Source organism: Streptomyces sp. PA03-6a, assembly GCF_033792765.1.
In the GTDB taxonomy this organism is placed as follows: Bacteria; Actinomycetota; Actinomycetes; order Streptomycetales; family Streptomycetaceae; genus Actinacidiphila.
In genome coordinates this window covers 1-21,782 of sequence record NZ_JARAVK010000155.1, presented here as the reverse complement: position 1 = coordinate 21,782, position 21,782 = coordinate 1, and the positions used below count along the sequence as shown (strand labels likewise).

Genomic DNA, 21,782 nt, shown 5'->3' with positions numbered 1-21,782 from the left:
GCCCCGGGAGTTTTTTAAGGAACAACCCCTCGGCCGACCGTCCCCGGCCGGCGGAGGCCCGCGCCCCCAGGCCGTCCCTTCAGGCCGTCCCGTCAGGCCGCGGGACCGCCGCGGTAGGCACGGGGCGAGCTCCCCGTCACCTCCTTGAAGGCCGTGCTGAGCGCGCTCTCGGAGCCGTAGCCGACCGCGCGGGCGATGACGGCGAGGGTCTCGGTGCCCTTGCGCAGGCGCTGCGAGGCGAGTTCGATGCGCCACCGCCTGAGGTAGTCCAGCGGCGGACAGCCCACGGTCCGCTTGAACCGCGCGGCGAGCGTGGACCTCGACACCCCGCTGGTGCGGGCGAGTTCGGCGACCGTCCAGCCGTGCGCCGGCGCGCGGTGCAGCGCGGCCAGGGCGGGCGCCACGACGGGGTCGGCCAGGCCCGCCGGCCAGCCCGACGCGCCGTGCGACTCCTCGGCGAGGTGCAGACGCAGCACGTGGACCAGCATGACGACGGCCAGGTGCTCCGCCACGAGGGTGGAGGCCACGGGCCGTCGCAGCAGCTCCTGCCCGATCTGCTCCAGTGCCCAGCCCACGGTCTGCGCGTGCGCGGTCCCCGCGGGCACGTGGATGACCGGCGGCAGGGCGTCCAGCAGCAGGGCCCGCGCGCGGTCGCCGAAGGAGAAGCGGCCGCCGACGAGCAGGACGTCGTCCCCCCGGCCGACCCGGGCGAAACCGCCCTCCGCCGCGGCGAACACCGGCTCCGCGGAGACCGGGGCCACGCCGGGAGCGCTGCGCAGCACGAACGGGCGGGCCTGGGTGAGCAGGAAGCAGTCGCCCGCGGCCAGCTCCACCGGTCCGTCCGCCCCTTCGACCTCCAGGAGGCACCCGCCGCGCCGGACCGCGTTGAACTTCACCCCGGACGGCGCCCCGAAGCGCACCGCCCACTCGCCGCCCGCCACGAGGCCCGTCGAGAGATGGGCCCTGGTCTCCAGCAGGGCCAGCACGTCCTCGAGCGGATCCATGACGTGCCTCCTGGAGCTGGACGATGGCTGAAGTTTTCCGGAGTTTTCATTATGGAGAATACGCGATGCCGTCCATAGCCTGGTTCGCGTACCAGCCGTTCCCCTCCCGAGAAGGTCACCGTGCTCGACCACCCCCTGCTGCAGACCCCCTTCCCCTCGCACGCCACGGCCTCCGAGGTCATCGGCGGAGTCGACCTCACCGGCCGGCGCGCCCTCGTCACCGGCGGCGCCTCCGGCATCGGCCTCGAAACGGTCCGGGCCCTGGCCTCGGCCGGCGCGGACGTCACCGTCGCCACGCGCGACCCCGCCGCCGCGGCACCGGCCCTCCGCGGACTCGCCACCACCGCCCCGGCGGGCTCGGTGGACGTACGGGCCCTCGACCTGGCCGACCTCGCGTCCGTCGCCCACTTCGCGGACGCCTGGAGCGGGCCGCTCGACGTCCTCGTCGCCAACGCCGGGATCATGGCCCTCCCCACCCGCCAGGTCACCGACCTGGGGTGGGAGCTGCAGCTCGCCACCAACCACCTCGGGCACTTCGCCCTCGCCACGGCACTCCACCCCGCACTGCGGGCGGCCGGGTCGGCCCGTCTGGTGGTCGTCAGTTCCGGAGCCCACCGCAACGCCGCGTTCGACTTCGGCGACCCCCACTTCGAGCGGCGTCCCTACGACCCCTGGACGGCCTACGCGCAGTCCAAGACCGCGGACGTCCTGCTCGCGGTGGGCGCCCGCCGGTGGGCCGCCGACGGCGTCACGGCCAACGCGCTCAACCCCGGATGGATCCTCGGCACCAACCTCCAGCGCCACATCGACGCCGGCACCATGCGGGCGATGGGCGTGACGGACGAGGACGGCGCCGTCATCCCGCAGCCGTACCACAAGACCGCGGAGCAGGGAGCCGCCACCTCGGTGCTGCTCGCGGCGTCGCCGCTGCTCGACGGGGTGACCGGACGTTACTTCGAGGACAACCAGGAGGCGCAGGTCGTGGACGGGGACGAGGGGCGCCCCGGCGGCGTCGCCGCCCACGCCGTGGACCCGGTCGCCGCGGACCGGCTCTGGGACCGCGCCCTGTGCGCCCTGCGGGCGTGACCTCCCGGACGTCCCCGGAGGTGCCCCCGCCCCCGGATGTCACACCGGGGAGGCCGTCGTCCGTCGTACTCCCGCAGGCACGACGCGGACGACCCCAGGAGGCACGACATGTCCCGCATCTCCCTCGACCCGCCCCGGACCCCGTTCATCCGGCTCGCCGAGTGGTACGCGCGCCGCAGGTTCGGCAGGGTCCTCGACCCCGGCCGGGCGGTCGGCCACAACCCGAAGGTGCTGATGAGCTACGCCCGCTTCGAGCAGGGCGTGGAGAAGTGGCACGCGCTCGACCGGGGCCTGGGGCACCTCGCCGTCATGGCGTCCGCGGTCCGCATCGGCTGCTCCTGGTGCGTGGACTTCGGCCACTGGAAGGCCGAGGGCCTGGGGCTGCCCATGGAGAAGGTGGGCAAGGTGCCGGTCTGGCGCGAGCACCGGGAGGACTTCACCGAGCTCGAACAGTGGGTGATGGAGTACGCCGAGGCCATGAGCGAGACGGTGCCGTCCGTCACCGACGACCTGGCCCGCCGGCTGCTCGACCGGCTCGGTGAGGCCGCCTTCGTGGAGCTCACGGCCATGGTCGCGGTGGAGAACCTGCGCTCCCGGCTCAACAGTGCCCTCGGGCTGACCAGCCAGGGCTTCTCCGAGCAGTGCGCGGTCCCGCCCGGTACGTCCTGACCGCCCCGCGGCAGGGTCACGCCACGGCCGGGTCACGCCACGGCCGCGTCACGCCGCCGCGGCGCCCTCGGGGGTCGCGGCCCGGGCCCTGCGGCCCTCGTGCCAGAGGGCCGCACCGGTCACCAGCGCGCCCACGCCCTCCCACACGCCGACCCCGAGGAAGCCGGAGGGCGCCCGGCCGATCACCACGGCCGTGGTGAAGACGGTGAAGGTCAGCAGCCGGAACGGGACCGTCCAGCGGAAGAAGGCGCGCCAGTCGGCGAGGGCCGCAAGGACGTAGTACACGCCCATGTTGAGCGCCGCCATCGAGGACGCGGTGAGGAAGACCAGGGTGTAGTCGCCGGCGGCGCGGTGGTCCGGACGGTGGAAGCCGAGCAGGGACAGCTGCACGGCCGGCGAGACGATTCCGACGATGCCGAGCGCGGCGGCGAGCACACCGAAGACGGCCATGGTCCAGCCGGAAAGGGAGCGGGGGAGACGCACCGGTCCTCCAAGTCCGGGGGCGGCGGCTTCGACGCCCCAACTCCCATGATCCTAGGGGATGTTCAGGCCGACTCCCGCCGTACCAGCTCCGTCGGGAGGATCACCGCGGACGGCTCGTCACCGGCGATGCGGGCGAGCAGCAGCCGCACCATCTCGGCGCTGATCCGGTCCCATGGCTGGCGGATCGTGGTCAGCGGCGGGAGCGTGGCCAGCGCCGCCGGGGAGTCGTCGAAGCCGCCGACCGCGACGTCCTCCGGCACCCGCCGCCCGGCCCGTTCCAGCGCCGCCAGCGCGCCCTGGGCCATCAGGTCGGAGGCGACGAAGACCGCGTCCAGGCCGGGGGAGCGGTCCAGCAGCGCGGTCATCGCGGCCTCCCCGCTGGCCCGGCTGTAGTCGCCCTCGGCGATCAGCGTCTCGTCGGCGGGCAGCCCCGCGGCGGCCAGCTCCTCGCGGTAGCCCGCCAGGCGCTGCACACCGCCGGGGGTGTCCAGCGGCCCCGTGATCATGGCGATCGTGCGCCGCCCGGAGGCCACGAGGTGCCGCACCATCCGGTGCGCGCCGCCCCGTTCGTCGGCGGCCACGTACGCGACCCGGCCGCCCTGCCCCAGCGGCTCCCCGCAGGCGACGACCGGAACCCCGGCCTTCTCCAGCCGCTCGGCGACCGGGTTCCCCGAGTGGCTGGACACCAGCAGCACGCCGTCGACGTGCCCGGCGGTGATGTAGCGGGTGATCCGCCGCCGCTCGGACTCGTCGCCGGCGATCATCAGCAGCAGCGGTATGTCGTGCGCGGCCAGCGCCTGGGTGCAGCCGCTGAGCAGCACGTTGAAGTTCGGGTCCTCGAAGAAGCGCTCCTGCGGCTCGGTGAGCAGGAAGCCCACCGAGTCCGAACGCCCGGTGATCAGGCTGCGGGCGTGCCGGTTCACCACGTATCCGGTGCGGCGGATGGCGGCGTTGACCGCCTCCATCGCGGCCGGGCTCACGTTGTGCCCGCCGTTGAGGACGCGCGACACCGTGCCCCGTGACACGCCCGCCTCGCGGGCCACGTCGTGGATCGTCGGGGGACGGCGTCGTTCTGTGCGGCTCATACCGTTCTTCCTTCGGGGCTCCTCAGGACTTTACGGCCCCGGAGAGCAGGTCCAGGCTCCAGAACCGCTGGATCACCAGGAACAGTGCGATCAGCGGCATTATCGCCAGCATCGCACCGGTGATCACCAGCGTGTAGAGGGCGGGCGCCGAGGCCCCCTGCTGGAGCAGGGTGAACAGGCCCAGCGTCACCGGGAACTTCTCGTCGTCGCCCAGCATGATGAACGGCAGCAGGAAGTTGTTCCAGATCGCCACGAACTGGAAGAGGAAGACCGTCACCAGTCCGGGCAGCATCACCGGCAGCGCGATCGTGCGGAAGGTCCGCCACTCGCCCGCACCGTCCACCCGGGCCGCCTCCACCACCTCGTCCGGCACGGCGGCGGAGGCGTAGATCCGCGCCAGGTAGATGCCGTACGGCGCCAGGACGCTCGGCAGCAGCACCGACAGGTAGCTGTCGGCCAGACCCGCCTTGGCCATCAGCAGGTACTGCGGGATCGCCAGGATGACCGGCGGCATCAGCACCCCGGTCAGCAGGACGTTGAAGATCGCCTCGCGGCCGCGGAAGCGGTACTTCGCCAGCGCGTAGCCGCTCACCGCGGACACCGCGGTGGACAGCAGCGCGCCGAGGCCCGCGTAGAAGAGGGAGTTGAGCATCCACCGCCAGTAGACGCCGTCGCGGTACGCCGTCAGCGCGGAGACGTTGTCGACCAGGCCCGTGCCGGGCAGGAAGGTGAACGTCGCGAACAGCTCGCGGCTGCTCTTCGTCGACGCCACCAGCACCCATGCGACCGGGAGCAGGCAGTAGGCCGCGCCGAGCAGCAGCACGACGGTCGGGACCAGGCCGGTCCCGCGGCGCCGCCGCGGCGCGGAGGCGCGGGCCGCCGTGGTGGCGCCGGGCCGCTGGGCGAGGGGGGTTGCCGTGACGCTCATCAGGAGGCTCCCTGCCGGGTACGGGAGTTGGCCGCCCGCAGGAAGCCGAAGGACAGGACGAGGGTGACGACGGCGATGACCACGGACGTCGCGGCCGCCGAGTGGAGGTCGCCGCGGACGAAGGCGTCCTGGTAGACCTTCATCAGCGGGCTCCAGGTCGTGGAGATCGAGTTCGTCATCCCCTTCAGGGTCATCGGCTCGCCGAAGACCTGGAAGGTCGCGATCATCGAGAAGAAGAAGGTCAGCACGAGCGCCGGCGCCACCGTGGGGATCTTGATCCGCAGTGCGATCTGCAGCTCAGAGCAGCCGTCGATCCGTGCGGCCTCGTAGATCTCGGAGGGCACCGCCCGCAGCGACGTGTAGATCACGATCATGTTGAAGCCCGTGCCGCCCCACACGGCGACGTTGGCCAGCGCGCCGAAGAGCGCGCCGCCGGTCAGCAGGTCCGGCTCCGGCAGGCCCATGGCGCCCAGCGCGTAGTGGAGCGGGCTGAGCGAGGGCAGGTAGAGGAAGCCCCACAGCAGCGCCGCGACCACCCCGGGCACGGCGTACGGCAGGAAGATCGCCAGCCGCGAGAAGCCGCGCAGCCGGGTCCGCTGCGCGTCCAGCATCAGGGCGAACAGCAGGGCGAGGCCCAGCATCACCGGCACGACGATCGCGCCGTAGCCGAGGATGCGGGCGGCGCCGTGCAGGAGCTCGGTGTCGGACAGGACGGAGGTGTAGTTGGACAGCCCCGCCCAGGCCTCGCCGCGTGCGCCCCGGCCCAGGCCCAGGCCCTTGACCTCGATCTTGCGGAAGCTCAGGTAGACGGCGTAGCCGATGGGGAGCGCGAAGGTCGCGGCGAACAGGAGGACGGCGGGGGCGAGGAATCCGTAGGGGGCGAGGCGTCGGGTGCGCCGGGCAGCGGACGTGGGCGGCATGGGCGGCTCGTTTCGGACGGCTGACGGCTGACGGCTGACGGATGGGCGGCGGACGGGCGGGCGGGACCGGGGGCGCGTGGTGCCCCCGGTCGGCCTGAGGGGCTGCCGCGCGCTACTCCGTGACCGAGAAGCCCTGCTTCTTCATGTCGGCGACCGTCGTCGACTGCACCGTGCCCAGCGCCGGGCCGAAGCCGGCCTTGTCCTGCGCCGCCTTGCCGAAGGCGTCCTTGAACGCGCTGTAGGCGACGTTCACGTTCGGACCCCACGCCCCCGGGGCGGTGTTCTTCGCGATCTCCGCCGCCTTGGTGTAGAAGTCCGGCTGGTTGGAGAAGAACTCCGGCGCCTGGGCGAGCGCGTCCCCGGTCTGGGCGGCCGTCGCCGCCGGGTAGATGCCGCCGTTCTTCACCAGGGCCGTCACGGCCTCCGGGTCGGTGTTCAGCCAGGTCGCGAACTTCACCGCGGCGTCCTTGTGCTTCGAGTCGTTGCTGACACCGGTCGTGGAGCCGCCCCAGCTGCCCGTGACGTTCTCACCCGCGTTCCACTGCGGCAGCGGCGCCATGGCCCACTTGCCCTTGGTGTCGGGGGCCGCGGTCGTCAGCACGCCAGGCGCCCACACGGCGCTGACCCAGGCGATCTGGGTCCCGGTGTTGAGCGCCTTGTTCCACGCGGGGGTGTACATCGGCTGGTTGTCGACGACGCCCTCCTTGACCAGGCCGCCCCAGAAGTCGGCGACCTTGGTGGAGGCGGCGTCGTCGATGGCGACGTCCCACTTGTCCCCGGAGGTCGTCCACCACTTCGCGCCCGCCTGCTGCGACAGGCCCGCGAACAGGCCGGGGTCGGTCGCCGAGAAGGTGGTCAGCGACTTCTCGGCGTCCTTCTTCTTCAGGGCGCGGGCCGTCTGCGCGAACTCGTCCCACGTCGTGGGCACGTTCAGGCCGTACTTCGTGAACAGGTCCTGGCGGTAGTAGAACATCAGCGGCCCGGTGTCCTGCGGGATCGCGTACACCGCGTCGGAGCCGAGGGTCACCTGCTGCCACACGCCGTCGGCGAAGTCCTTCTTCACGTCGCCCGCCTGCCCGGATACGTCGGCCAGGACGTCGTTGCTCACCAGCGTGGGGAGGGCCTGGAACTCGGCCTGCACCAGGTCGGGCGCCTTGTGCGCCTTCGATGCGGTGATGATCTTGGTGACCAGGTCGTCGCCCGACGCCTGCTTCTTCACCGTGACCGTGATGCCGGCCTCCTTGCCGGGACCGGCGTTCCAGATCGCCGCGACCTTGTCCAGGCCCGGGGCCCAGGCCCAGTACGTGAGGCTGACCGGTCCGGACTCCGCCTTGTCTCCGTCTCCGCCGTCGTCCGACGAACCGCAGCCGGCCAGCAGCGTGGTGGAGAGCGCGGCCGCTGCGAATGCGGCGACGAGGCGCTTGTTCATGGGTTCCTCCCCTGACGAGGGTGCGCGGGGGCGCTGTGAGCGTTCACAGTAGAGAAACATCTCCGACACTTGTCAATGCTTGTGGCCGTGCGGTTACCTTGGCCGAGCCGCCCCTCGGGCAGCTGTGCACGTTCCCAGAGTTGACCCAGGAGATCCCATGGCGCGCCTTGCCTACGGCGGCGACTACAACCCCGAGCAGTGGCCCGAGGAGGTCTGGCACGAGGACGTCCGGCTGATGCGCGAGGCCGGTGTGACCATGGTCAGCGTCGGCATCTTCGCCTGGGCGAAGCTGGAGCCCGAGCCCGGCCGCTACGACTTCGCCTGGCTCGACCGGCTGCTGGACCTGCTGCACGAGCACGGCATCCGCGCCGACCTCGGCACCCCCACCGTCGTGCCGCCCGCCTGGTTCTACGCCGCCCACCCCGAGGCGCTCCCGGTGAGCCGCGAGGGCGTCCGCTACGGCTTCGGCTCGCGCGGCGCCATCTGCCACAGCTCCGCCGCCTACCGCCGGGCCGCCGCCGGGATCACCGAGCGGCTGGCCGAGCGCTACGGGAGGCACCCGGCCGTGGCGATGTGGCACGTCCACAACGAGTACGGGGTCCCGGTCGGCGCCTGCTACTGCGAGGCGTCCGCCGAGGAGTTCCGGCAGTGGCTGCGGGCCCGCTACGAGAGCCTGGACGCCCTCAACGCCGCCTGGGGCACGGCCTTCTGGGGCCAGACCTACGGCGACTGGGCGCACGTCGACGCCCCGCGGCTGACCCCCACCGTCGCCAACCCGGCCCAGCAGCTGGACTACGCCCGCTTCACCGACGAGACCGTCCGCGGCAACTTCACCGCCGAACGCGACGTCCTGCACCGGCTGTCACCCGGCGTCCCGGTCACCACCAACTTCATGACCGCGCTCAGCCAGTGCGACTCCATGGACTACTGGGCCTGGGGCCGCGAGGTCGACCTCGTCACCAACGACCACTACCTGATCACCGACGGCCGCCGCACCCACGTCAACCTGGCGATGGCCGCCGACCTCACCCGCTCCGTCGCCGGCGGCGCCCCCTGGCTGCTGCTGGAGCACTCCACCAGCGGCGTCAACTGGCAGCGCCGCAACCCCGCCAAGGCCCCCGGCCAGATGGCCCGCAACAGCCTTGCGCACGTCGCCCGCGGCTCGGAGGGCGCCCTGTTCTTCCAGTGGCGGCAGTCCCGCTACGGCGCCGAGAAGTTCCACTCCGCGATGCTGCCGCACGCGGGCACCGACAGCCGCGTCTGGCGCGAGGTGGTCCGGCTGGGCGCCGACGTCGCCGCCCTCGCCGAGGTCGCCGGCACCCGGACCGTCGCGGACGCCGCCGTGCTGTGGGACTGGCAGTCCTGGTGGGCGCAGAAGCTGGAGTGGCGGCCCAGCCAGGACCACGACGCGCGCGAACGCGCCGACAGTTACTACGAGGCCCTCTTCGACCGGCACCTGACCGTCGACTTCACGCGTCCCGAGGCCGACTTGTCGGCCTATCCCCTCGTCGTCGTCCCCGCCCTCTACCTCACCACCGAGGCCGCCGGACGGAACCTGCGCGCCTACGTCGAGGGCGGCGGCACGCTGCTGGTCTCCTACTTCTCCGGCGTCGTCGACGAGCACGACACCGTCCACCCGGGCCCCGTGCCCGGCGCGCTGCGGGACGTGCTCGGGCTGACCGTCGAGGAGTTCGCGCCCCTGCTCGACGGGGAACGGGTCCTGCTCGACGGCCCCGAGGGCCCCGCCCTCACCGGCGACCTGTGGACCGAGGTCGTCGTGCCGCGCGGCGCCGAGCCGGTGTGGACGTACGCCGACGGCCCCGCCGCCGGCCGCCCCGCCGTCACCCGGCACGCCCTGGGCGAGGGCACGGCCTGGTACGTCTCGACCCGGCTCGGCCCCGCGGAGCTCGGCGCGGTCCTGGCCGCCGCCGCGGAGGACGCGGGCCTGCCGGACCGGGCCGAACTGCCGCGCGACGTCGAGGTCGTCCGCCGCGCCGGCGAGCAGGGCACGTACCTCTTCGTGATCAACCACACCGGGTCCGAGGCGAAGGTGCCCCTCGACGCGCCGGGTACCGAACTGCTCACCGGGGAACGGGTCATCGGCCGGCTCAGCGTGCCGCCGGGTGCCGTCCGGGTGCTGCGCGAGGAGTCCTGACCGCGAGGGTCACAGACGGCGGGTCGCCAGCGTGAGGCGGTCGCGCGCGTCGAAGAGGGCGTCCTTGATCAGCTGCTCGTGGGCCGGGGTCAGCCTGGCCACCGGGACCGAGCAGCTGATCGCGTCGCGCGCGGGCGTGCGGTACGGGATGGCGACGCCGAAGCAGCGCAGGCCCAGCGTGTTCTCCTCGCGGTCCACGGCGTAGCCCTGCTCGCGGATCTGGTGCAGCTCCGCGATCAGCTTCTCGCGGTCGGTGTGGGTGTGCTCGGTGAGCGGCTCCAGCGTCTCCGGCAGCAGCTTGCGGACCTGCTCGTCGGTGTACGTGGCGAGCAGCGCCTTGCCGAGCGAGGTGGAGTGGGCCGGCAGCCGGCGGCCGACCCGGGTGAACGGCCGCAGGTAGTGCGAGGACTGACGGGTCGCCAGGTAGACGACGCTGGTTCCGTCGAGGCGGGCCAGGTGGATGGTCTCGCTGGTGTCGTCCGAGAGCCGGTCCAGGGTCGGGCGGGCCGCGGCGACGACCTCGTCGCCGTCGATGTACGAGGTGCCGACCAGCAGGGCGCGCACGCCGATGCCGTAGCGGGTGCCGGTGGCGTCGGTCTCGATCCAGCCCAGCTCCACGAGCGTGCGCAGCAGCATGTACAGGCTGGACTTGGGGTAGCCCACGGCCTCCTGCACGGCGGCCAGGCTGTGCATGCCGGGTTGCCCCGCGAAGAACTCCAGCAGCTCCACCGTCCGCACCGCGGATTTGACCTGCGCGCCGCCCTCACCTGCAGCCATCTGGAGTGGACCCCCCTTGTTCGGCCGGGACCCGCACAAGTAGGCTCCCGAACAGATTCACAGTTGCGGATGCTGTTCAGTATATCGAACGGAAGGCCTGGAGGTGCCCGCGGTGGCCGTACCAGTGTGGAGCGTCGATCCCCGAACCGGGAAGCAGCGGGAGCAGGTCGCCGTGGAAGCCACCGCCGAGGAGGTCGACACCGCGGTGCGCGCCGCCGCCGCGGCCTTCCCGGCGCTGGCCGACCGCGAGGTGCGCGCCCGGCTGCTGCGCACCGCGGCCGACTTCCTGGAGGAGGCCGGCCCCCGCATCCTGGAGGCCGCCGACGCGGAGACCGCCCTCGGTCCTGCCCGCCTCACCGGCGAACTCGGGCGCACCACCTACCAGTTGAGGGCCTTCGCCGAGATCGTCGAGGAGGGCGCCTTCCTCGACGTCATCATCGACCACGCCGACGCGACGCTCGCCCCGCCCCGGCCCGACCTGCGGCGCTACAAGATCCCGCTCGGCGTCGTGGCCGTGTACTCCGCCAGCAACTTCCCCCTCGCCTTCTCCGTGCCGGGCGGCGACACCGCCAGCGCGCTCGCGGCCGGCTGCCCCGTCGTCGTCAAGGCCCACCCCGACCACCCGGCGACGAGCGAGCTGTGCGCGGACGCGCTGCGCCGCGCCGCCGTCGCCGTCGGCCTGCCCGCCGACGTCGTCTCGGTGGTCCACGGCTTCCAGGCCGGCATCGACCTGATCAAGCACCCGCTGGTCTCCGCCGCGGGGTTCACCGGCTCCGTACGGGGCGGGCGCGCCCTCTTCGACGCCGCCGCGGCACGACCGGTGCCGATCCCCTTCCACGGCGAACTCGGCAGCCTCAACCCCGTGGTGATCACGGAGGCCGCGGCCGAGGAGCGCGCCGAGCAGATCGGCGCGGGGCTCGCCGGTTCCGTGACCCTCGGCGTCGGCCAGTTCTGCGTCAAACCCGGCCTCGTACTGGCCCCGGCGGGCGAGGCCGGCGACCGCCTCCTGAAGTCCCTGGCGGCCGCGGTCGGCGACGTCGCCCCCGGCACCCTGCTCGACGCCCGCATGCGGGACAACTTCATCGCGGGCGTGCGCGAACTGACCGCGCTGCCCGAGGTGGAGGCGCCGGTCGAGCCCGGCGACGGCGGCGAGCACCTGGTGCGCGCCGGCTTCGTCGCCGTCCCGGCGGCCCGGCTCGCGGAGGGCGGCGTGCACGACGCGCTGCTGGAGGAGCACTTCGGGCCGGTCACGGTCGTCGCGCGGTACGGCGGCGCGGAGGAGGTCGAGGGGGTGCTCGGACGGCTCCCCGGGAACCTTACGGCGACGGCGCACCTGAGCGAGGCCGAGGCGTCCGGCACCGACGCCGACGGCTCCGGCGCGGACCTGCTGCGCCGCCTCACCCCGCTGGCGGGGCGCGTCGTGGTGAACGGCTGGCCCACAGGGGTCGCGGTGGCCCCGGCCATGCACCACGGGGGGCCGTACCCGGCCACGACCTCGACGTCCACGTCGGTGGGCGGCACGGCGATCGAGCGGTGGCTGCGGCCGGTCGTCTACCAGGACGCGCCGCAGGGGCTGCTTCCGGCGGAGCTGCGCGACGGCAACCCGTTGGGGTTGCCGCGCCGCTTCAACGGGCGCCGCGAGGCCTGACGGGGTTCCCGCCTGCGGGCGGCTGCGCCGGGCTGCCCGGTGGTGTGTGCGGGTGCGTTGTGGTTGCGGCGGGGCAACCGCCCGCCGCAACAAACGCGGCGCCGCACACAGAACCCGCACCCCGGAGGGTTACCGCACAGGCGTGAAGTCGCGCGCTCCGATGAACTCGGGGCGGCGGACCGGGGCCGCGAAGGGGTCGACGGCGGCGTTGTCGACGCTGTTGAAGACGATGAAGACGTTGCTGCGCGGGTACGGCGTGATGTTGTCCCCCGAGCCGTGCATGGCGTTGCAGTCGAACCACACCGCGGACCCGGGCGGCCCGGTGAAGAGCCGGATACCGTGGCGGCCCGCCAGCTCCGTGAGGGCCGCGTCGGAGGGCGTGCCCGCGTCCTGCATCTGGAGGGACTTCTTGTAGTTGTCCTCCGGTGTCGCGCCCGCGCAGCCCAGGAACGTCCGGTGCGAGCCCGGCATGATCATCAGGCCGCCGTTGGTGGCGTGGTTCTCGGTCAGCGCGATCGAGACCGAGACCGTGCGCATGCGGGGCAGCCCGTCCTCGGCGTGCCAGGTCTCGAAGTCCGAGTGCCAGTAGAAGCCGGAGGCGCCGAAGCCCGGCTTGACGTTGATCCGGCTCTGGTGGACGTAGACGTCCGAGCCGAGGATCTGCCGGGCGCGGCCGACGACGCGGGGGTCGCGGACCAGTTCGGCGAAGACCGGGCTGATCTTGTGGACCTCGAAGACCGAGCGGATGTCCTGGGACTTCGCCTCGACGATGGACCGCTCGTCCGCGCGCACCGCCGGATCGGCGCACAGCCGCTCCAGCTCCGCGCGGTAACGGGCCACGTCCTCGGGCCCGATGATCGCGTCCACGGGCAGGAAGCCGTCGCGGTCGAAGTCGCGCAGCTCGGACGGCTGGATCGGGCCGGACGTGCCGGGTCCGCCCCAGACGGCCGGGTCCTGACGCGGGGTCATCACCTCGGCCGTGCCACGGGTGGGGTAGAGGTCGGTCGTCGTCACGGTGGTCATCGCTGGTCACGCTCCCTCGGTGAGCAGGGGGTAGACGCCGTTCTCGTCGTGCACCTCGCGCCCGGTGACGGGCGGGTTGAAGACGCAGACGAAGCGCAGGTCGGTCCTGGGGCGCATGGTGTGCCGTTCGTGGCCGTCGAGCAGGTAGAGCGTGCCGGGGGAGATCGCGTGGCGCTCGCCGGTCTCGTCGTCGGTCAGCTCGCCCTCGCCCTCGACGCACAGCACCGCCTCGACGTGGTTGGCGTACCACATGGAGGTCTCGGTCCCCGCGTACATCACGGTCTCGTGCAGCGAGAAGCCCACACGGTCGTCGGCGAGGACGATGCGCTTGCTGCGCCAGGTCCCGGTCTCGGCGGTGACATCACGGTCGGTGCCCTCGATGTCCTTCAGGGATCGCACGATCACGGTCGGACGGTTCCTTTCGTCAGGCGGTCTCACGGACGGAGCGGGCGAGGGTGCGCAGCCCCTCGTCGAGCTCCTCGGGGGTGATGGTCAGGGCGGGCAGCAGCTTGACGACCTCGCCGCGGGGGCCGGAGGTCTCCAGCAGCAGGCCCAGTTCGAAGGCTCGGGCGCACACCCGCGAGGCCCGGCCGGGGTCGGTGAACTCCAGGCCCCACACCAGGCCGCGGCCCCGGTACCGGGCGCCGGAGCGCGGATGCTCGGCGCAGATCTCGCGCAGGACGGCCTCGGCCTGCTCACCGCGCCTGAGCGTCTGCTTCTCCATGCTGCCGCCGTCCGCCCAGTAGGTGTCGAGGGCGGCGGTGGCGGTGACGAAGGCGGGGTTGTGGCCGCGGAAGGTGCCGTTGTGCTCGCCCGGCTCCCAGATGTCGAGCTCGGGGCGGAAGAGGGTCAGCGACATCGGCATGCCGTAGCCGCCGATCGACTTGGAGAGGGTGACGATGTCCGGCACGATGCCCGCCTCCTCGAAGGAGAAGAACGGGCCGGTGCGGCCGCAGCCCATCTGGATGTCGTCGACGATCAGCAGCATGTCGCGGCGCCGGCACAGGTCGGCCAGGCCGCGCAGCCACTCGGGGCGGGCGACGTTGATGCCGCCCTCGCCCTGGACCGTCTCGACGATCACGGCGGCGGGCTGGTTGAGGCCGGAGCCCTGGTCCTCCAGCAGCCGTTCGAACCACAGGAAGTCGGGGACGCGGCCGTCGAGGTAGTTGTCGAAGGGCATCGGGGTGCCGTGCACCAGGGGGACGCCGGCGCCGGCCCGCTTCATCGAGTTGCCGGTGACGGCGAGCGAGCCCAGCGACATGCCGTGGAAGGCGTTGGTGAAGGACACCACGGACTCCCGGCCCTTGACCTTGCGGGCCAGTTTCAGCGCCGCCTCCACGGCGTTGGTGCCGGTCGGGCCGGGGAACATCACCTTGTGGTCCATGCCGCGGGGGCGCAGCACGACGTCCCGGAAGCGTTCCAGGAAGGCGCGCTTGGCGGTGGTGCTCATGTCGAGGCCGTGCGTGATGCCGTCGCGCTCCAGGTAGTCCAGCAGGGCGCGCTTGAGCACGGGGTTGTTGTGGCCGTAGTTGAGGGCCCCGGCGCCGGAGAAGAAGTCGAGGTAGTCGTGGCCGTCCTCGTCGAAGAGCCGGCTGCCCTGCGCGCGGTCGAAGACGGCGGGCCAGCCGCGGCAGTAGCTGCGGACCTCGGACTCGAGGGTCTCGAAGACGGACAGGGCGGGCGGGGTGAGGGTCACCGTGCATTCCTTCTGTGGGGGAGAGAGGAGTCGTGCGGGGACGGCCGGGTCAGACGAGGGGCCCGATGCGGTACAGGACTTCGGGCTGGTGGCCGTCGGGGAACAGCGCGGCGTCGAAGAGCACCTCGCGTTCGGTGCGGGCTCCGTGGCGGGCGCCGAAGGACGTGAACAGGCGGTGCGAGGCCTCGTTGTCCGGGGTGATCGTGGTCTCGACCTCGCGCACGCCGGACGCGGCGGCCCGCTGCGCGAGGTCGTCGAGCATCGTGGCGGCGAGCCCCTGACCGCGGTGCGCCTCGTCCACGGCGACCTGCCAGACGACGAGGGCGCGGGGGCGCTCCGGGCGGACGTAGCCGGTCACGAAGCCGATCGGTTCGCCGTGCGCCGCACGCGCCACCACGGAGGTGCCGGCGAAGTCCCGGCACCACAGGAGGTAGCTGTACGGGGAGTTCAGGTCCAGGGTCCGGGAGTCGCGGGCAATGCGCCACAGTGCGGCGCCGTCCTCTGTTCGCGGGGTGTCGAGCAGCAATTCCCTTGCGGCGGTCATGCGGAAAGAACGTAGCGGGCGGAATTCGGAATTGCATTCCGCGCGGCCCTTGTGGCGGGCCGGTGCTGCTGATATCAGGCGCGTGAAGACCATCGGTGTGGGATGCTTTGCCCGGATATATCGAGGCGGAAAGGTGAGATTGTGGGCTCGGTCACATCCTCGAAATCATCACGTCGCGTTGATGGAATCTTGGCGTTTGAAACCGTGATCCCGGGGCAGGAGTTGAATGCGGAATGCCCTTTCGGATTCCCCGGATAATTCCCCGGAATTTCCCTGGGGTCACGCCGCACGGAATTCCGGGCGCCGACGGCGAAGGGCCGCCCGGGCCGGCGTGAACGGCCCGGGCGGCCCTTCGGGGGCGGGGGTGGGGTCAGGCCCGCCAGGCGGCCTCGGCCGCCGCCACGGCAGGCCCGGGGTCCGCCTCCAGCGCGCCGGCCAGCGCGCGCAGCGTACGGACGACCACGGCCGGGTCGGCGTCCCGGCCGTAGTGGTTGACCCGGATCATCTCCTTGGCCAGCGCGCCGCCCCCGGCGACCAGCGGAAGCCCCGGATCCAGCGCGAGGGCGCGGGCGACCAGGGCGTCGGCGGCGACGCCGTCCAGGGTGCGCAGCGTCGTCGCGACCGGCGCGGCGTCCTGGTCCCGGTGCACGTACGGCTCGACGGCGGCGGCCAGCGCCGCCGCACCGGCCCGGGTCGCCGCGGCGGCGGCGCGGTGCCGGGCGACCACCGCGTCGAGCCCGGCCTCCTCGATCCGCTCCAGGCAGGCCTCCAGCGCCAGCATCTCCAACTGCGCGGGCGCGTGCGGCAGCGCCCTGCGCCCGCCGTCGATCCAGCGCTCCTTCCAGTCCAGCAGGGACAGGTACGAGCGGCGCGGTGCCGCCGGGTTGTCCGCCAGGCGCCGCCACGCGCGCTCGCTCACCGACACCGCCGACACCCCGGCGGGCCCGCCCATGGCCTTCTGGGCGCCGATCACGCACAGGTCCACGCCCCACGCGTCCACCATCAGCGGTTCGGCCGCCACCGAGGCGACCGCGTCGACCATGAACAGCGCGCCGTGCGCCCGGACCACCTCGCCGATCTCCGCCACCGGGTTGGTGTTGCCGGTGGCCGCCTCCGCGTGCACCAGCGACACGAAGTCGACCTCCGGGTGGTCGGACAGCGCCCGCGCGACGTCCCGCGCACTCACGGCGGCGTGGAAGGGCACCTCCAGGTCGACCACGGTGGCGCCCGCGTCCCGCAGCCAGTTGCCGAAGGTCTGGCCGTACGGTCCGGTCACCACGTTCAGTGCCGTCGAGCCCGGCCGCGCCCCGCCGCGGATGCAGCCCTCCAGCGGCAGCAGGGCCTCGCCCTGCGTGATCACGACGTCCTGCCCGGTGTGCAGGAGCGCGGCGACCCTCCGCTCGATCGCGGCGAAGCGCGCGGCGGTCAGCGGGGGCAGGTCGAGGAGGGGGTGGGACACGGCAGCGCTGCTTCCTTCGTCGGGGGGTGTACGGCCCGAGGGTATCCGGCGGCTCGTAGAGTGCGGACATGGCTGATCGCGAGGGCACGCACGCGCTGCACGTCAAGGGCCGCATCCTGGCCGGGGCGCAGGACGTACGGGACGAGCTCTGGGTGGTCGGCGGGCGCGTCACCTACGAGCGCCCCGCCGGCCTCCGCGACCTCACCACCGTGCAGGGCTGGGTCCTGCCCGGCCTGGTCGACGCCCACTGCCACGTCGGCCTCGACCAGCACGGCCCGGTCGACCCGGGCACCTCCGAGAAGCAGGCGCTCACCGACCGCGACACGGGCACCCTGCTGCTCCGCGACGCCGGTTCGCCCTCCGACACGCGCTGGATCGACGACCGCGAGGACCTGCCGCGGATCATCCGGGCGGGCCGGCACATCGCCCGCACCCGCCGCTACATCCGCAACTACGCGTGGGAGATCGAGCCCGAGGACCTGGTCCCCTACGTCCGCCGGGAGGCCCGGCGCGGCGACGGCTGGGTCAAGCTGGTCGGCGACTGGATCGACCGGGACACCGGCGACCTGTCCGCCTGCTGGCCACGCGGCGCCGTCGAGGCCGCCATCGCCGCCGCCCACGAGGAGGGCGCCCGCGTCACCGCCCACTGCTTCGCCGAGGACTCCCTGCGGGACCTGGTCGAGGCCGGGATCGACTGCGTCGAGCACGCCACCGGGCTCACGCAGGACACCATCCCGCTCTTCGCCGAGCACCAGGTGGCCATCGTCCCCACCCTGGTCAACATCGCGACCTTCCCCGGTCTCGCGGACGGCGGCCAGGCCAAGTTCCCGCGCTGGGCCGACCACATGCGCCGGCTGCACGAGCGCCGCTACGACACCGTCCGCGCCGCCCACGACGCGGGCATCCGGATCTTCGCCGGCACCGACGCCGGCGGCTCCCTCGCCCACGGGCTCGTCGCCGGCGAGGTCGCGGAGCTCGTCACCGCCGGTCTGCCCGTCCTCGACGCGCTCTCGGCCGCCACCTGGTCTGCCCGCGAGTGGCTCGGCCGCGACGGCCTCACCGAGGGCGCCTCCGCCGACCTGGTCGTCTACCCGGACGACCCGCGCGCCGACGTCCGCGTCCTGACCGCGCCCCGGCGCATCGTGCTGCGCGGTCGCGTGGTGGGGTGACCCGGCGGACCCGGCGGACCCGGCGGACCCGGCGGACCCGGCGGACCCGGCGGACCCGGCGGACCCGGCGGACCCGGCGGACCCGGCGGACCCGGCGGACCCGGCGGACCCGGCGGGGGCCACGGTAGCGGAGCGTGGCCACCGATGCGCCCGGAATGATCCCGGAGCACCGCTTCGGGTGATCCTGTACGGGAAAAGTCGATCCGTCCTCTTCTGTCGTGCTGCGATCGGTCGTACCGGCCGACACCGCAACGGGACGGGGAGCACGATGACCAGGCAGGGACCGCAGAAGTACCCGGGGGCCTCGCGCAGGTACTGGTACCAGGACGACTACGGCGGCGACGCGATGGAGGTCAACGCCGTCGTGCTGCACACCACCGAGGGCCGCAGCGTGCCGACGTACGGGGGCGGCGGCAGCGCGCCCAACCTGACGGCGAAACCGGACTTCGAGGACGAGAAGCTGGTCTGGTACCAGCACTTCGACATCGACATCTCCTCGCGCGCCCTGGTCAACCGGCCCGGCGGGGTGGAGACCAACACCCTCAACGTGTGCCAGGTGGAGCTGGTGGGCACCTGCGACCCCGAGCGGCACGAGGACTGGGGCGTCGCCAACCGGCACGTCTACTGGCCCAAGGCCCCGCAGTGGGCGCTGCGCGAACTCGCCGAGTTCCTCGCCTGGATGCACACCCACCACGGTGTGCCCCTGAAGGGGCCGAAGCTCTGGCTGCCCTACCCCCGCTCGTACGGGAACGCGGGCGGCCAGCGGATGACCGGACGGGAGTGGAACGCCTTCCGTGGCGTCTGCGGCCACCAGCACGTGCCGGAGAACTGCGTGCACCCGGACACCCCCGTGCTCCGCGCCGACCTGAGCTGGGCCCGGGCGGCCGAACTGGCCGTCGGCGACGAGGTCGCGTGCTTCGACGAGGAGGAGGCCCGGGGCGCTGCGGGCGCCGAGGGCGGGCAGGGGCGACGCCGGCTCCGCCGCGGGGTGGTGACCCGCAACGACCCGGCACGCAAGGACGCGTACCGGGTGACCACGGTGCGGGGCGAGGTCGTCGCGACGGCCGACCATCCGTGGCTGGTACGGCTGCCGCACGGCGACGCATGGGTGACCAGCCGTGAACTCACCCCGTTCAAGCACCGGATCGCCGCGGTCGCCGACCCGCAGGGCACCCCCGCGGGGGCCTGGGAGGGCGCCGCGGTCGCCGACGTCACCGCCGAGGCGGAGGTGCTCGCGGTCGAGCACCTGGGGGAGCAGCCGATCGCCTCGCTGTCGACCTCGACGCGCACCTACGTGGCCGGCGGCCTGCTGTGCCACAACTCCCATGGGGACCCCGGCGCGGTGGACTTCGCCAAGGTGCTCGAATACGCGCGATCGCAGGTGTGACGCGCGGGAACGCATGTGCCGCAGGTTTCGAATACGGAGGCGAAAACCACCCTTTGGAGTGAACCGGGCCCAGGCGGGTGCCGGTTCACTCTCCGTACGTAAATCATTACGGGGTCGAGGTCGCCCGGCGAGCGCGCTGTCCCCTTCAGCGGCGCCGTGGCGACTCCATGACCACTTGGGGGTTTTCCACTTTGTCCAGCTCTCCCTTCAGCATGCCCGCGCGCCGTCCCGCCGCCGCGCTGGGGGCCGCCGTCGCGCTGGCGGCGGGTGCCCTCGCCCTCGGGCCGGCGACCCCGGCCGCCGCGACCGGGGGGACCCACGGCTCCTCCGGCAAGGCCGGTGCGGTCGTCCTGCGGACCGGCCTGGAGGTCTCACTGCTCCGCAAGTCCGTGGACGTGCCGCTGAACCTGACGCTCAACGAGGTCCACGCTCCGGCGAGCGCCGACGAGACCGCCCTCACCGCCACCCTCGACGGGGTCGACCACGGCAGGCCGTTCAGCGTCCTGCGCGCCGACGTCGCCACCGCCAGGGCCACCGCCGACCGCCACAAGGCGGAGGGCTACGCCAACCTCGTCAAGGCGCGCGTCAGCCTGCCCGGACTGCCGTTGCTCGGGCTCATCAAGGCCGACGCGATCTCCGCCCGCGCCACGTGCGTGGCCGGCCGCAAGCCGGTCGCCGACGTCGAGCTGCCCGGCCACGTCGTCGTCCTCGGCAAGCGCGTCAAGGTGTCGGCCGGCGGCACGACCCTGGTGAAGGTGCCCGGCGTGGGCGAGGTCCGCCTCGACCTCGCCAAGAGGACCGTCACCTCGCGCAGCGCCGCCGCCACCGCACTGGAACTGTCGGTCGAGGTCAACCCGCTCAAGCTCGGCGTCGCCGAGGTGAACGGCACCGTCACCCTCGCCGGGGCCACCTGCGAGACGCCCCGCCGCGGCGGGCACGACGGCGGCGGGCACGACGGCGGCGGGCACCACGGCGGCGGCAACGGCGACGGGGACAACGGCGGCGACGACTCCGGCAGCGGCGAGGAGCCGCAGACCGGCGGCGAGTCCGAGCAGCCCTCGCAGTCCGCGGAGCCCTCGGTGTCGGCCGGGCCGTCGGAGTCCGCGCGCGCCGACCAGTCCCCGCAGGCCGCGCCCGCGGCCGCCGGCGACCTCGCCGAGACCGGCAGCAGCTCCATGACCCCGTACCTCGCGGGCGGTTCGGTGCTGCTGTTCGCCGCCGGATTCCTCGTGATCCGCAAGACCCGCCGCAAGCCGGCGGCCGAGAGCGCCCGGGACTGACGACTCCGGGTCGACCCCGGGGGGCGGACCAGGGGTGAGGGGGGACGTGGAGGGCGGCGGAGTGTCCGGAGCCGCCCTCCACGCGCTTTCCCGCACCGCTCCCCGCTCCGGCCGCTCGCTCACGGGCGTCTGAAAAGGGCACTTTCCACTACCCTGTTGGGGAGTGTCCGCGCGCCCGTCGCGGACGGGGCCGGGGGGTCGCATGTTCGGGGGACGGTACGAGTTGCGGGCGCTGCTCGGCTCCGGCGGCATGGCCCGGGTCCATCTCGCGTACGACACCCGGCTCGGCCGGACCGTGGCCGTCAAGACGCTCCTGCCGGAGCTGGCCCGCGACCCCGAGGCGCGCCGCCGCTTCGCCCGCGAGGCACGGGCGGCGGCCGGGCTCAACCACCCCGGCATCGTCACCGTCCACGACCAGGACGAGGTGAGGACGGACGACGCGGTCGTGCCGTACCTGGTGATGGAGCACATCGAGGGCCGCACCCTCGCCGAACTCGCCCGCGAACAGGCCCCGATGGAGATCGAGCGGGCCGTCCGCATCACCTGCGAGATCCTGGACGCCCTCGCCCACGCCCACGCCCACGGACTCGTCCACCGCGACGTGAAGCCCTCCAACGTCCTGATCGCCACCGGGGGCACGGTCAAGGTCGCCGACTTCGGCATCGCCCGGGTCGTCCACTCGCTGTCCCGCATCACCGGCACCGGCTCCGCCATCGGCACCCCCGGCTACATGGCCCCCGAGCAGTGCGCCGGCGACGCCGTGGACGCCCGCAGCGACCTGTACGCGGTCGCCTGCATGCTCACCGAACTCCTCACCGGCACCGTCCCCTTCGCCGGGGCCACCCCGCTGTCGGTGATGTACGCCCATGTCCACCAGACACCGGCGCCGCCCTCCGCGCGCAACCCGCTGGTGCCGCCCGAGCTCGACGCGATCGTGCTGTCCGCCCTGTCGAAGAACCCCGCCCTGCGCCCGCGGAGCGCCGCGGAGATGCGGGGAGCCCTCGGCAACTGGCTGGCCTCGCGGACCCCGCCCACGGGCC

The 21,782-nt window shown here is 73.2% G+C and carries 20 protein-coding genes; 8 read left to right on the top strand and 12 right to left on the bottom strand.

Annotated elements, in window-relative coordinates; translation table 11 throughout:
- Positions 1-92: 92 nt before the first annotated feature.
- Positions 93-1,004 carry an AraC family transcriptional regulator gene (locus tag PV350_RS30435; RefSeq protein WP_499511180.1) on the bottom strand — a complete coding sequence of 304 codons (912 nt, stop codon included), beginning with the start codon at positions 1,002-1,004 and terminating at the stop codon, positions 93-95.
- 120 nt (positions 1,005-1,124) lie between these two features.
- On the opposite strand from PV350_RS30435, the gene PV350_RS30430 reads away from it, so the two are divergent.
- Both PV350_RS30430 and PV350_RS30425 read left to right on the top strand, forming a co-directional pair.
- The gene (locus PV350_RS30430) at positions 1,125-2,090 is read left to right on the top strand and encodes an SDR family NAD(P)-dependent oxidoreductase (protein ID WP_500337116.1); all 966 of its coding nucleotides are present in this window, start codon (positions 1,125-1,127) and stop codon (positions 2,088-2,090) included.
- Positions 2,091-2,198: 108 nt separating this feature from the next.
- Positions 2,199-2,759, top strand: coding sequence for a carboxymuconolactone decarboxylase family protein (locus PV350_RS30425; RefSeq protein ID WP_499511178.1), 561 nt, complete (start codon positions 2,199-2,201; stop codon positions 2,757-2,759).
- A 48-nt stretch (positions 2,760-2,807) separates the two neighbouring features.
- Here PV350_RS30425 and PV350_RS30420 read toward each other — a convergent pair whose 3' ends face one another.
- From PV350_RS30420 to PV350_RS30400, 5 genes are all read right to left on the bottom strand, one after another.
- Positions 2,808-3,209 (bottom strand): hypothetical protein, encoded by a 402-nt coding sequence (locus tag PV350_RS30420; protein WP_499516790.1) that lies wholly within the window; start codon positions 3,207-3,209, stop codon positions 2,808-2,810.
- Between the two features lie 95 nt (positions 3,210-3,304).
- A complete protein-coding gene (locus tag PV350_RS30415; protein ID WP_500337114.1) occupies positions 3,305-4,327 on the bottom strand; it encodes a LacI family DNA-binding transcriptional regulator in 1,023 nt (340 codons plus the stop codon).
- Between the two features lie 22 nt (positions 4,328-4,349).
- The gene (locus PV350_RS30410) at positions 4,350-5,255 is read right to left on the bottom strand and encodes a carbohydrate ABC transporter permease (protein WP_499511176.1); all 906 of its coding nucleotides are present in this window, start codon (positions 5,253-5,255) and stop codon (positions 4,350-4,352) included.
- Positions 5,255-6,175 (bottom strand): carbohydrate ABC transporter permease, encoded by a 921-nt coding sequence (locus PV350_RS30405; protein WP_499511175.1) that lies wholly within the window; start codon positions 6,173-6,175, stop codon positions 5,255-5,257. The genes PV350_RS30410 and PV350_RS30405 overlap by 1 nt, the downstream gene beginning before the upstream one ends.
- 112 nt (positions 6,176-6,287) lie before the next feature.
- Positions 6,288-7,604 (bottom strand): ABC transporter substrate-binding protein, encoded by a 1,317-nt coding sequence (locus PV350_RS30400; protein WP_500337112.1) that lies wholly within the window; start codon positions 7,602-7,604, stop codon positions 6,288-6,290.
- 157 nt (positions 7,605-7,761) lie between these two features.
- Here PV350_RS30400 and PV350_RS30395 point away from each other — a divergent pair, with 157 nt between their 5' ends.
- Complete coding sequence (locus PV350_RS30395; protein WP_500337110.1) at positions 7,762-9,759, top strand: beta-galactosidase; 1,998 nt, start codon at positions 7,762-7,764, stop codon at positions 9,757-9,759.
- Positions 9,760-9,768: 9 nt separating this feature from the next.
- Here the strand turns inward: PV350_RS30395 and PV350_RS30390 are convergent, their stop codons facing one another.
- Complete coding sequence (locus PV350_RS30390) at positions 9,769-10,536, bottom strand: IclR family transcriptional regulator (protein WP_361795955.1); 768 nt, start codon at positions 10,534-10,536, stop codon at positions 9,769-9,771.
- Positions 10,537-10,648: 112 nt separating this feature from the next.
- Here PV350_RS30390 and PV350_RS30385 point away from each other — a divergent pair, with 112 nt between their 5' ends.
- A complete protein-coding gene (locus PV350_RS30385; protein WP_499511172.1) occupies positions 10,649-12,184 on the top strand; it encodes an aldehyde dehydrogenase (NADP(+)) in 1,536 nt (511 codons plus the stop codon).
- Positions 12,185-12,313: 129 nt separating this feature from the next.
- On the opposite strand, the gene thpD is transcribed toward PV350_RS30385, so the two are convergent.
- The 5 genes from thpD to PV350_RS30360 form a co-directional block, all read right to left on the bottom strand.
- Positions 12,314-13,207 carry an ectoine hydroxylase gene (gene thpD, locus PV350_RS30380; protein WP_499511171.1) on the bottom strand — a complete coding sequence of 298 codons (894 nt, stop codon included), beginning with the start codon at positions 13,205-13,207 and terminating at the stop codon, positions 12,314-12,316.
- Between the two features lie 6 nt (positions 13,208-13,213).
- Positions 13,214-13,612 carry an ectoine synthase gene (locus tag PV350_RS30375; protein WP_499511170.1) on the bottom strand — a complete coding sequence of 133 codons (399 nt, stop codon included), beginning with the start codon at positions 13,610-13,612 and terminating at the stop codon, positions 13,214-13,216.
- A gap of 19 nt (positions 13,613-13,631) precedes the next feature.
- Positions 13,632-14,903 carry a diaminobutyrate--2-oxoglutarate transaminase gene (gene ectB, locus PV350_RS30370; protein ID WP_499511169.1) on the bottom strand — a complete coding sequence of 424 codons (1,272 nt, stop codon included), beginning with the start codon at positions 14,901-14,903 and terminating at the stop codon, positions 13,632-13,634.
- 49 nt (positions 14,904-14,952) lie between these two features.
- Positions 14,953-15,447: a diaminobutyrate acetyltransferase gene (ectA, locus tag PV350_RS30365; RefSeq protein WP_499511168.1), complete on the bottom strand. Its 495-nt coding sequence runs from the start codon at positions 15,445-15,447 to the stop codon at positions 14,953-14,955.
- Positions 15,448-15,817: 370 nt separating this feature from the next.
- A complete protein-coding gene (locus PV350_RS30360; protein WP_500337108.1) occupies positions 15,818-16,906 on the bottom strand; it encodes a pyridoxal-phosphate-dependent aminotransferase family protein in 1,089 nt (362 codons plus the stop codon).
- A gap of 68 nt (positions 16,907-16,974) precedes the next feature.
- Here PV350_RS30360 and PV350_RS30355 point away from each other — a divergent pair, with 68 nt between their 5' ends.
- The 4 genes from PV350_RS30355 to PV350_RS30340 form a co-directional block, all read left to right on the top strand.
- Positions 16,975-18,075 (top strand): amidohydrolase family protein, encoded by a 1,101-nt coding sequence (locus tag PV350_RS30355; protein ID WP_499511166.1) that lies wholly within the window; start codon positions 16,975-16,977, stop codon positions 18,073-18,075.
- Positions 18,076-18,343: 268 nt separating this feature from the next.
- A complete protein-coding gene (locus tag PV350_RS30350) occupies positions 18,344-19,462 on the top strand; it encodes a Hint domain-containing protein (RefSeq protein WP_500337107.1) in 1,119 nt (372 codons plus the stop codon).
- 212 nt (positions 19,463-19,674) lie between these two features.
- Positions 19,675-20,742 (top strand): SCO1860 family LAETG-anchored protein, encoded by a 1,068-nt coding sequence (locus PV350_RS30345; RefSeq protein WP_500337105.1) that lies wholly within the window; start codon positions 19,675-19,677, stop codon positions 20,740-20,742.
- A gap of 202 nt (positions 20,743-20,944) precedes the next feature.
- A partial coding sequence (locus PV350_RS30340; protein WP_500337103.1) for a protein kinase domain-containing protein occupies positions 20,945-21,782 on the top strand: 838 nt, incomplete at its 3' end.

Bases quoted from the DNA above. Each gene is read 5' to 3' on its own strand.
- PV350_RS30420 (WP_499516790.1), bottom strand. From the start codon at position 3,209: ATGGCCGTCTTCGGTGTGCTCGCCGCCGCGCTCGGCATCGTCGGAATC.
- PV350_RS30395 (WP_500337110.1), top strand. From the start codon at position 7,762: ATGGCGCGCCTTGCCTACGGCGGCGACTACAACCCCGAGCAGTGGCCC.
- PV350_RS30390 (WP_361795955.1), bottom strand. From the start codon at position 10,536: ATGGCTGCAGGTGAGGGCGGCGCGCAGGTCAAATCCGCGGTGCGGACG.
- PV350_RS30415 (WP_500337114.1), bottom strand. From the start codon at position 4,327: ATGAGCCGCACAGAACGACGCCGTCCCCCGACGATCCACGACGTGGCC.
- PV350_RS30405 (WP_499511175.1), bottom strand. From the start codon at position 6,175: ATGCCGCCCACGTCCGCTGCCCGGCGCACCCGACGCCTCGCCCCCTAC.
- PV350_RS30345 (WP_500337105.1), top strand. From the start codon at position 19,675: ATGCCCGCGCGCCGTCCCGCCGCCGCGCTGGGGGCCGCCGTCGCGCTG.
- thpD (WP_499511171.1), bottom strand. From the start codon at position 13,207: ATGACCACCGTGACGACGACCGACCTCTACCCCACCCGTGGCACGGCC.
- PV350_RS30425 (WP_499511178.1), top strand. From the start codon at position 2,199: ATGTCCCGCATCTCCCTCGACCCGCCCCGGACCCCGTTCATCCGGCTC.
- PV350_RS30350 (WP_500337107.1), top strand. From the start codon at position 18,344: ATGACCAGGCAGGGACCGCAGAAGTACCCGGGGGCCTCGCGCAGGTAC.
- PV350_RS30355 (WP_499511166.1), top strand. From the start codon at position 16,975: ATGGCTGATCGCGAGGGCACGCACGCGCTGCACGTCAAGGGCCGCATC.
- PV350_RS30435 (WP_499511180.1), bottom strand. From the start codon at position 1,004: ATGGATCCGCTCGAGGACGTGCTGGCCCTGCTGGAGACCAGGGCCCAT.
- PV350_RS30400 (WP_500337112.1), bottom strand. From the start codon at position 7,604: ATGAACAAGCGCCTCGTCGCCGCATTCGCAGCGGCCGCGCTCTCCACC.
- PV350_RS30410 (WP_499511176.1), bottom strand. From the start codon at position 5,255: ATGAGCGTCACGGCAACCCCCCTCGCCCAGCGGCCCGGCGCCACCACG.
- ectA (WP_499511168.1), bottom strand. From the start codon at position 15,447: ATGACCGCCGCAAGGGAATTGCTGCTCGACACCCCGCGAACAGAGGAC.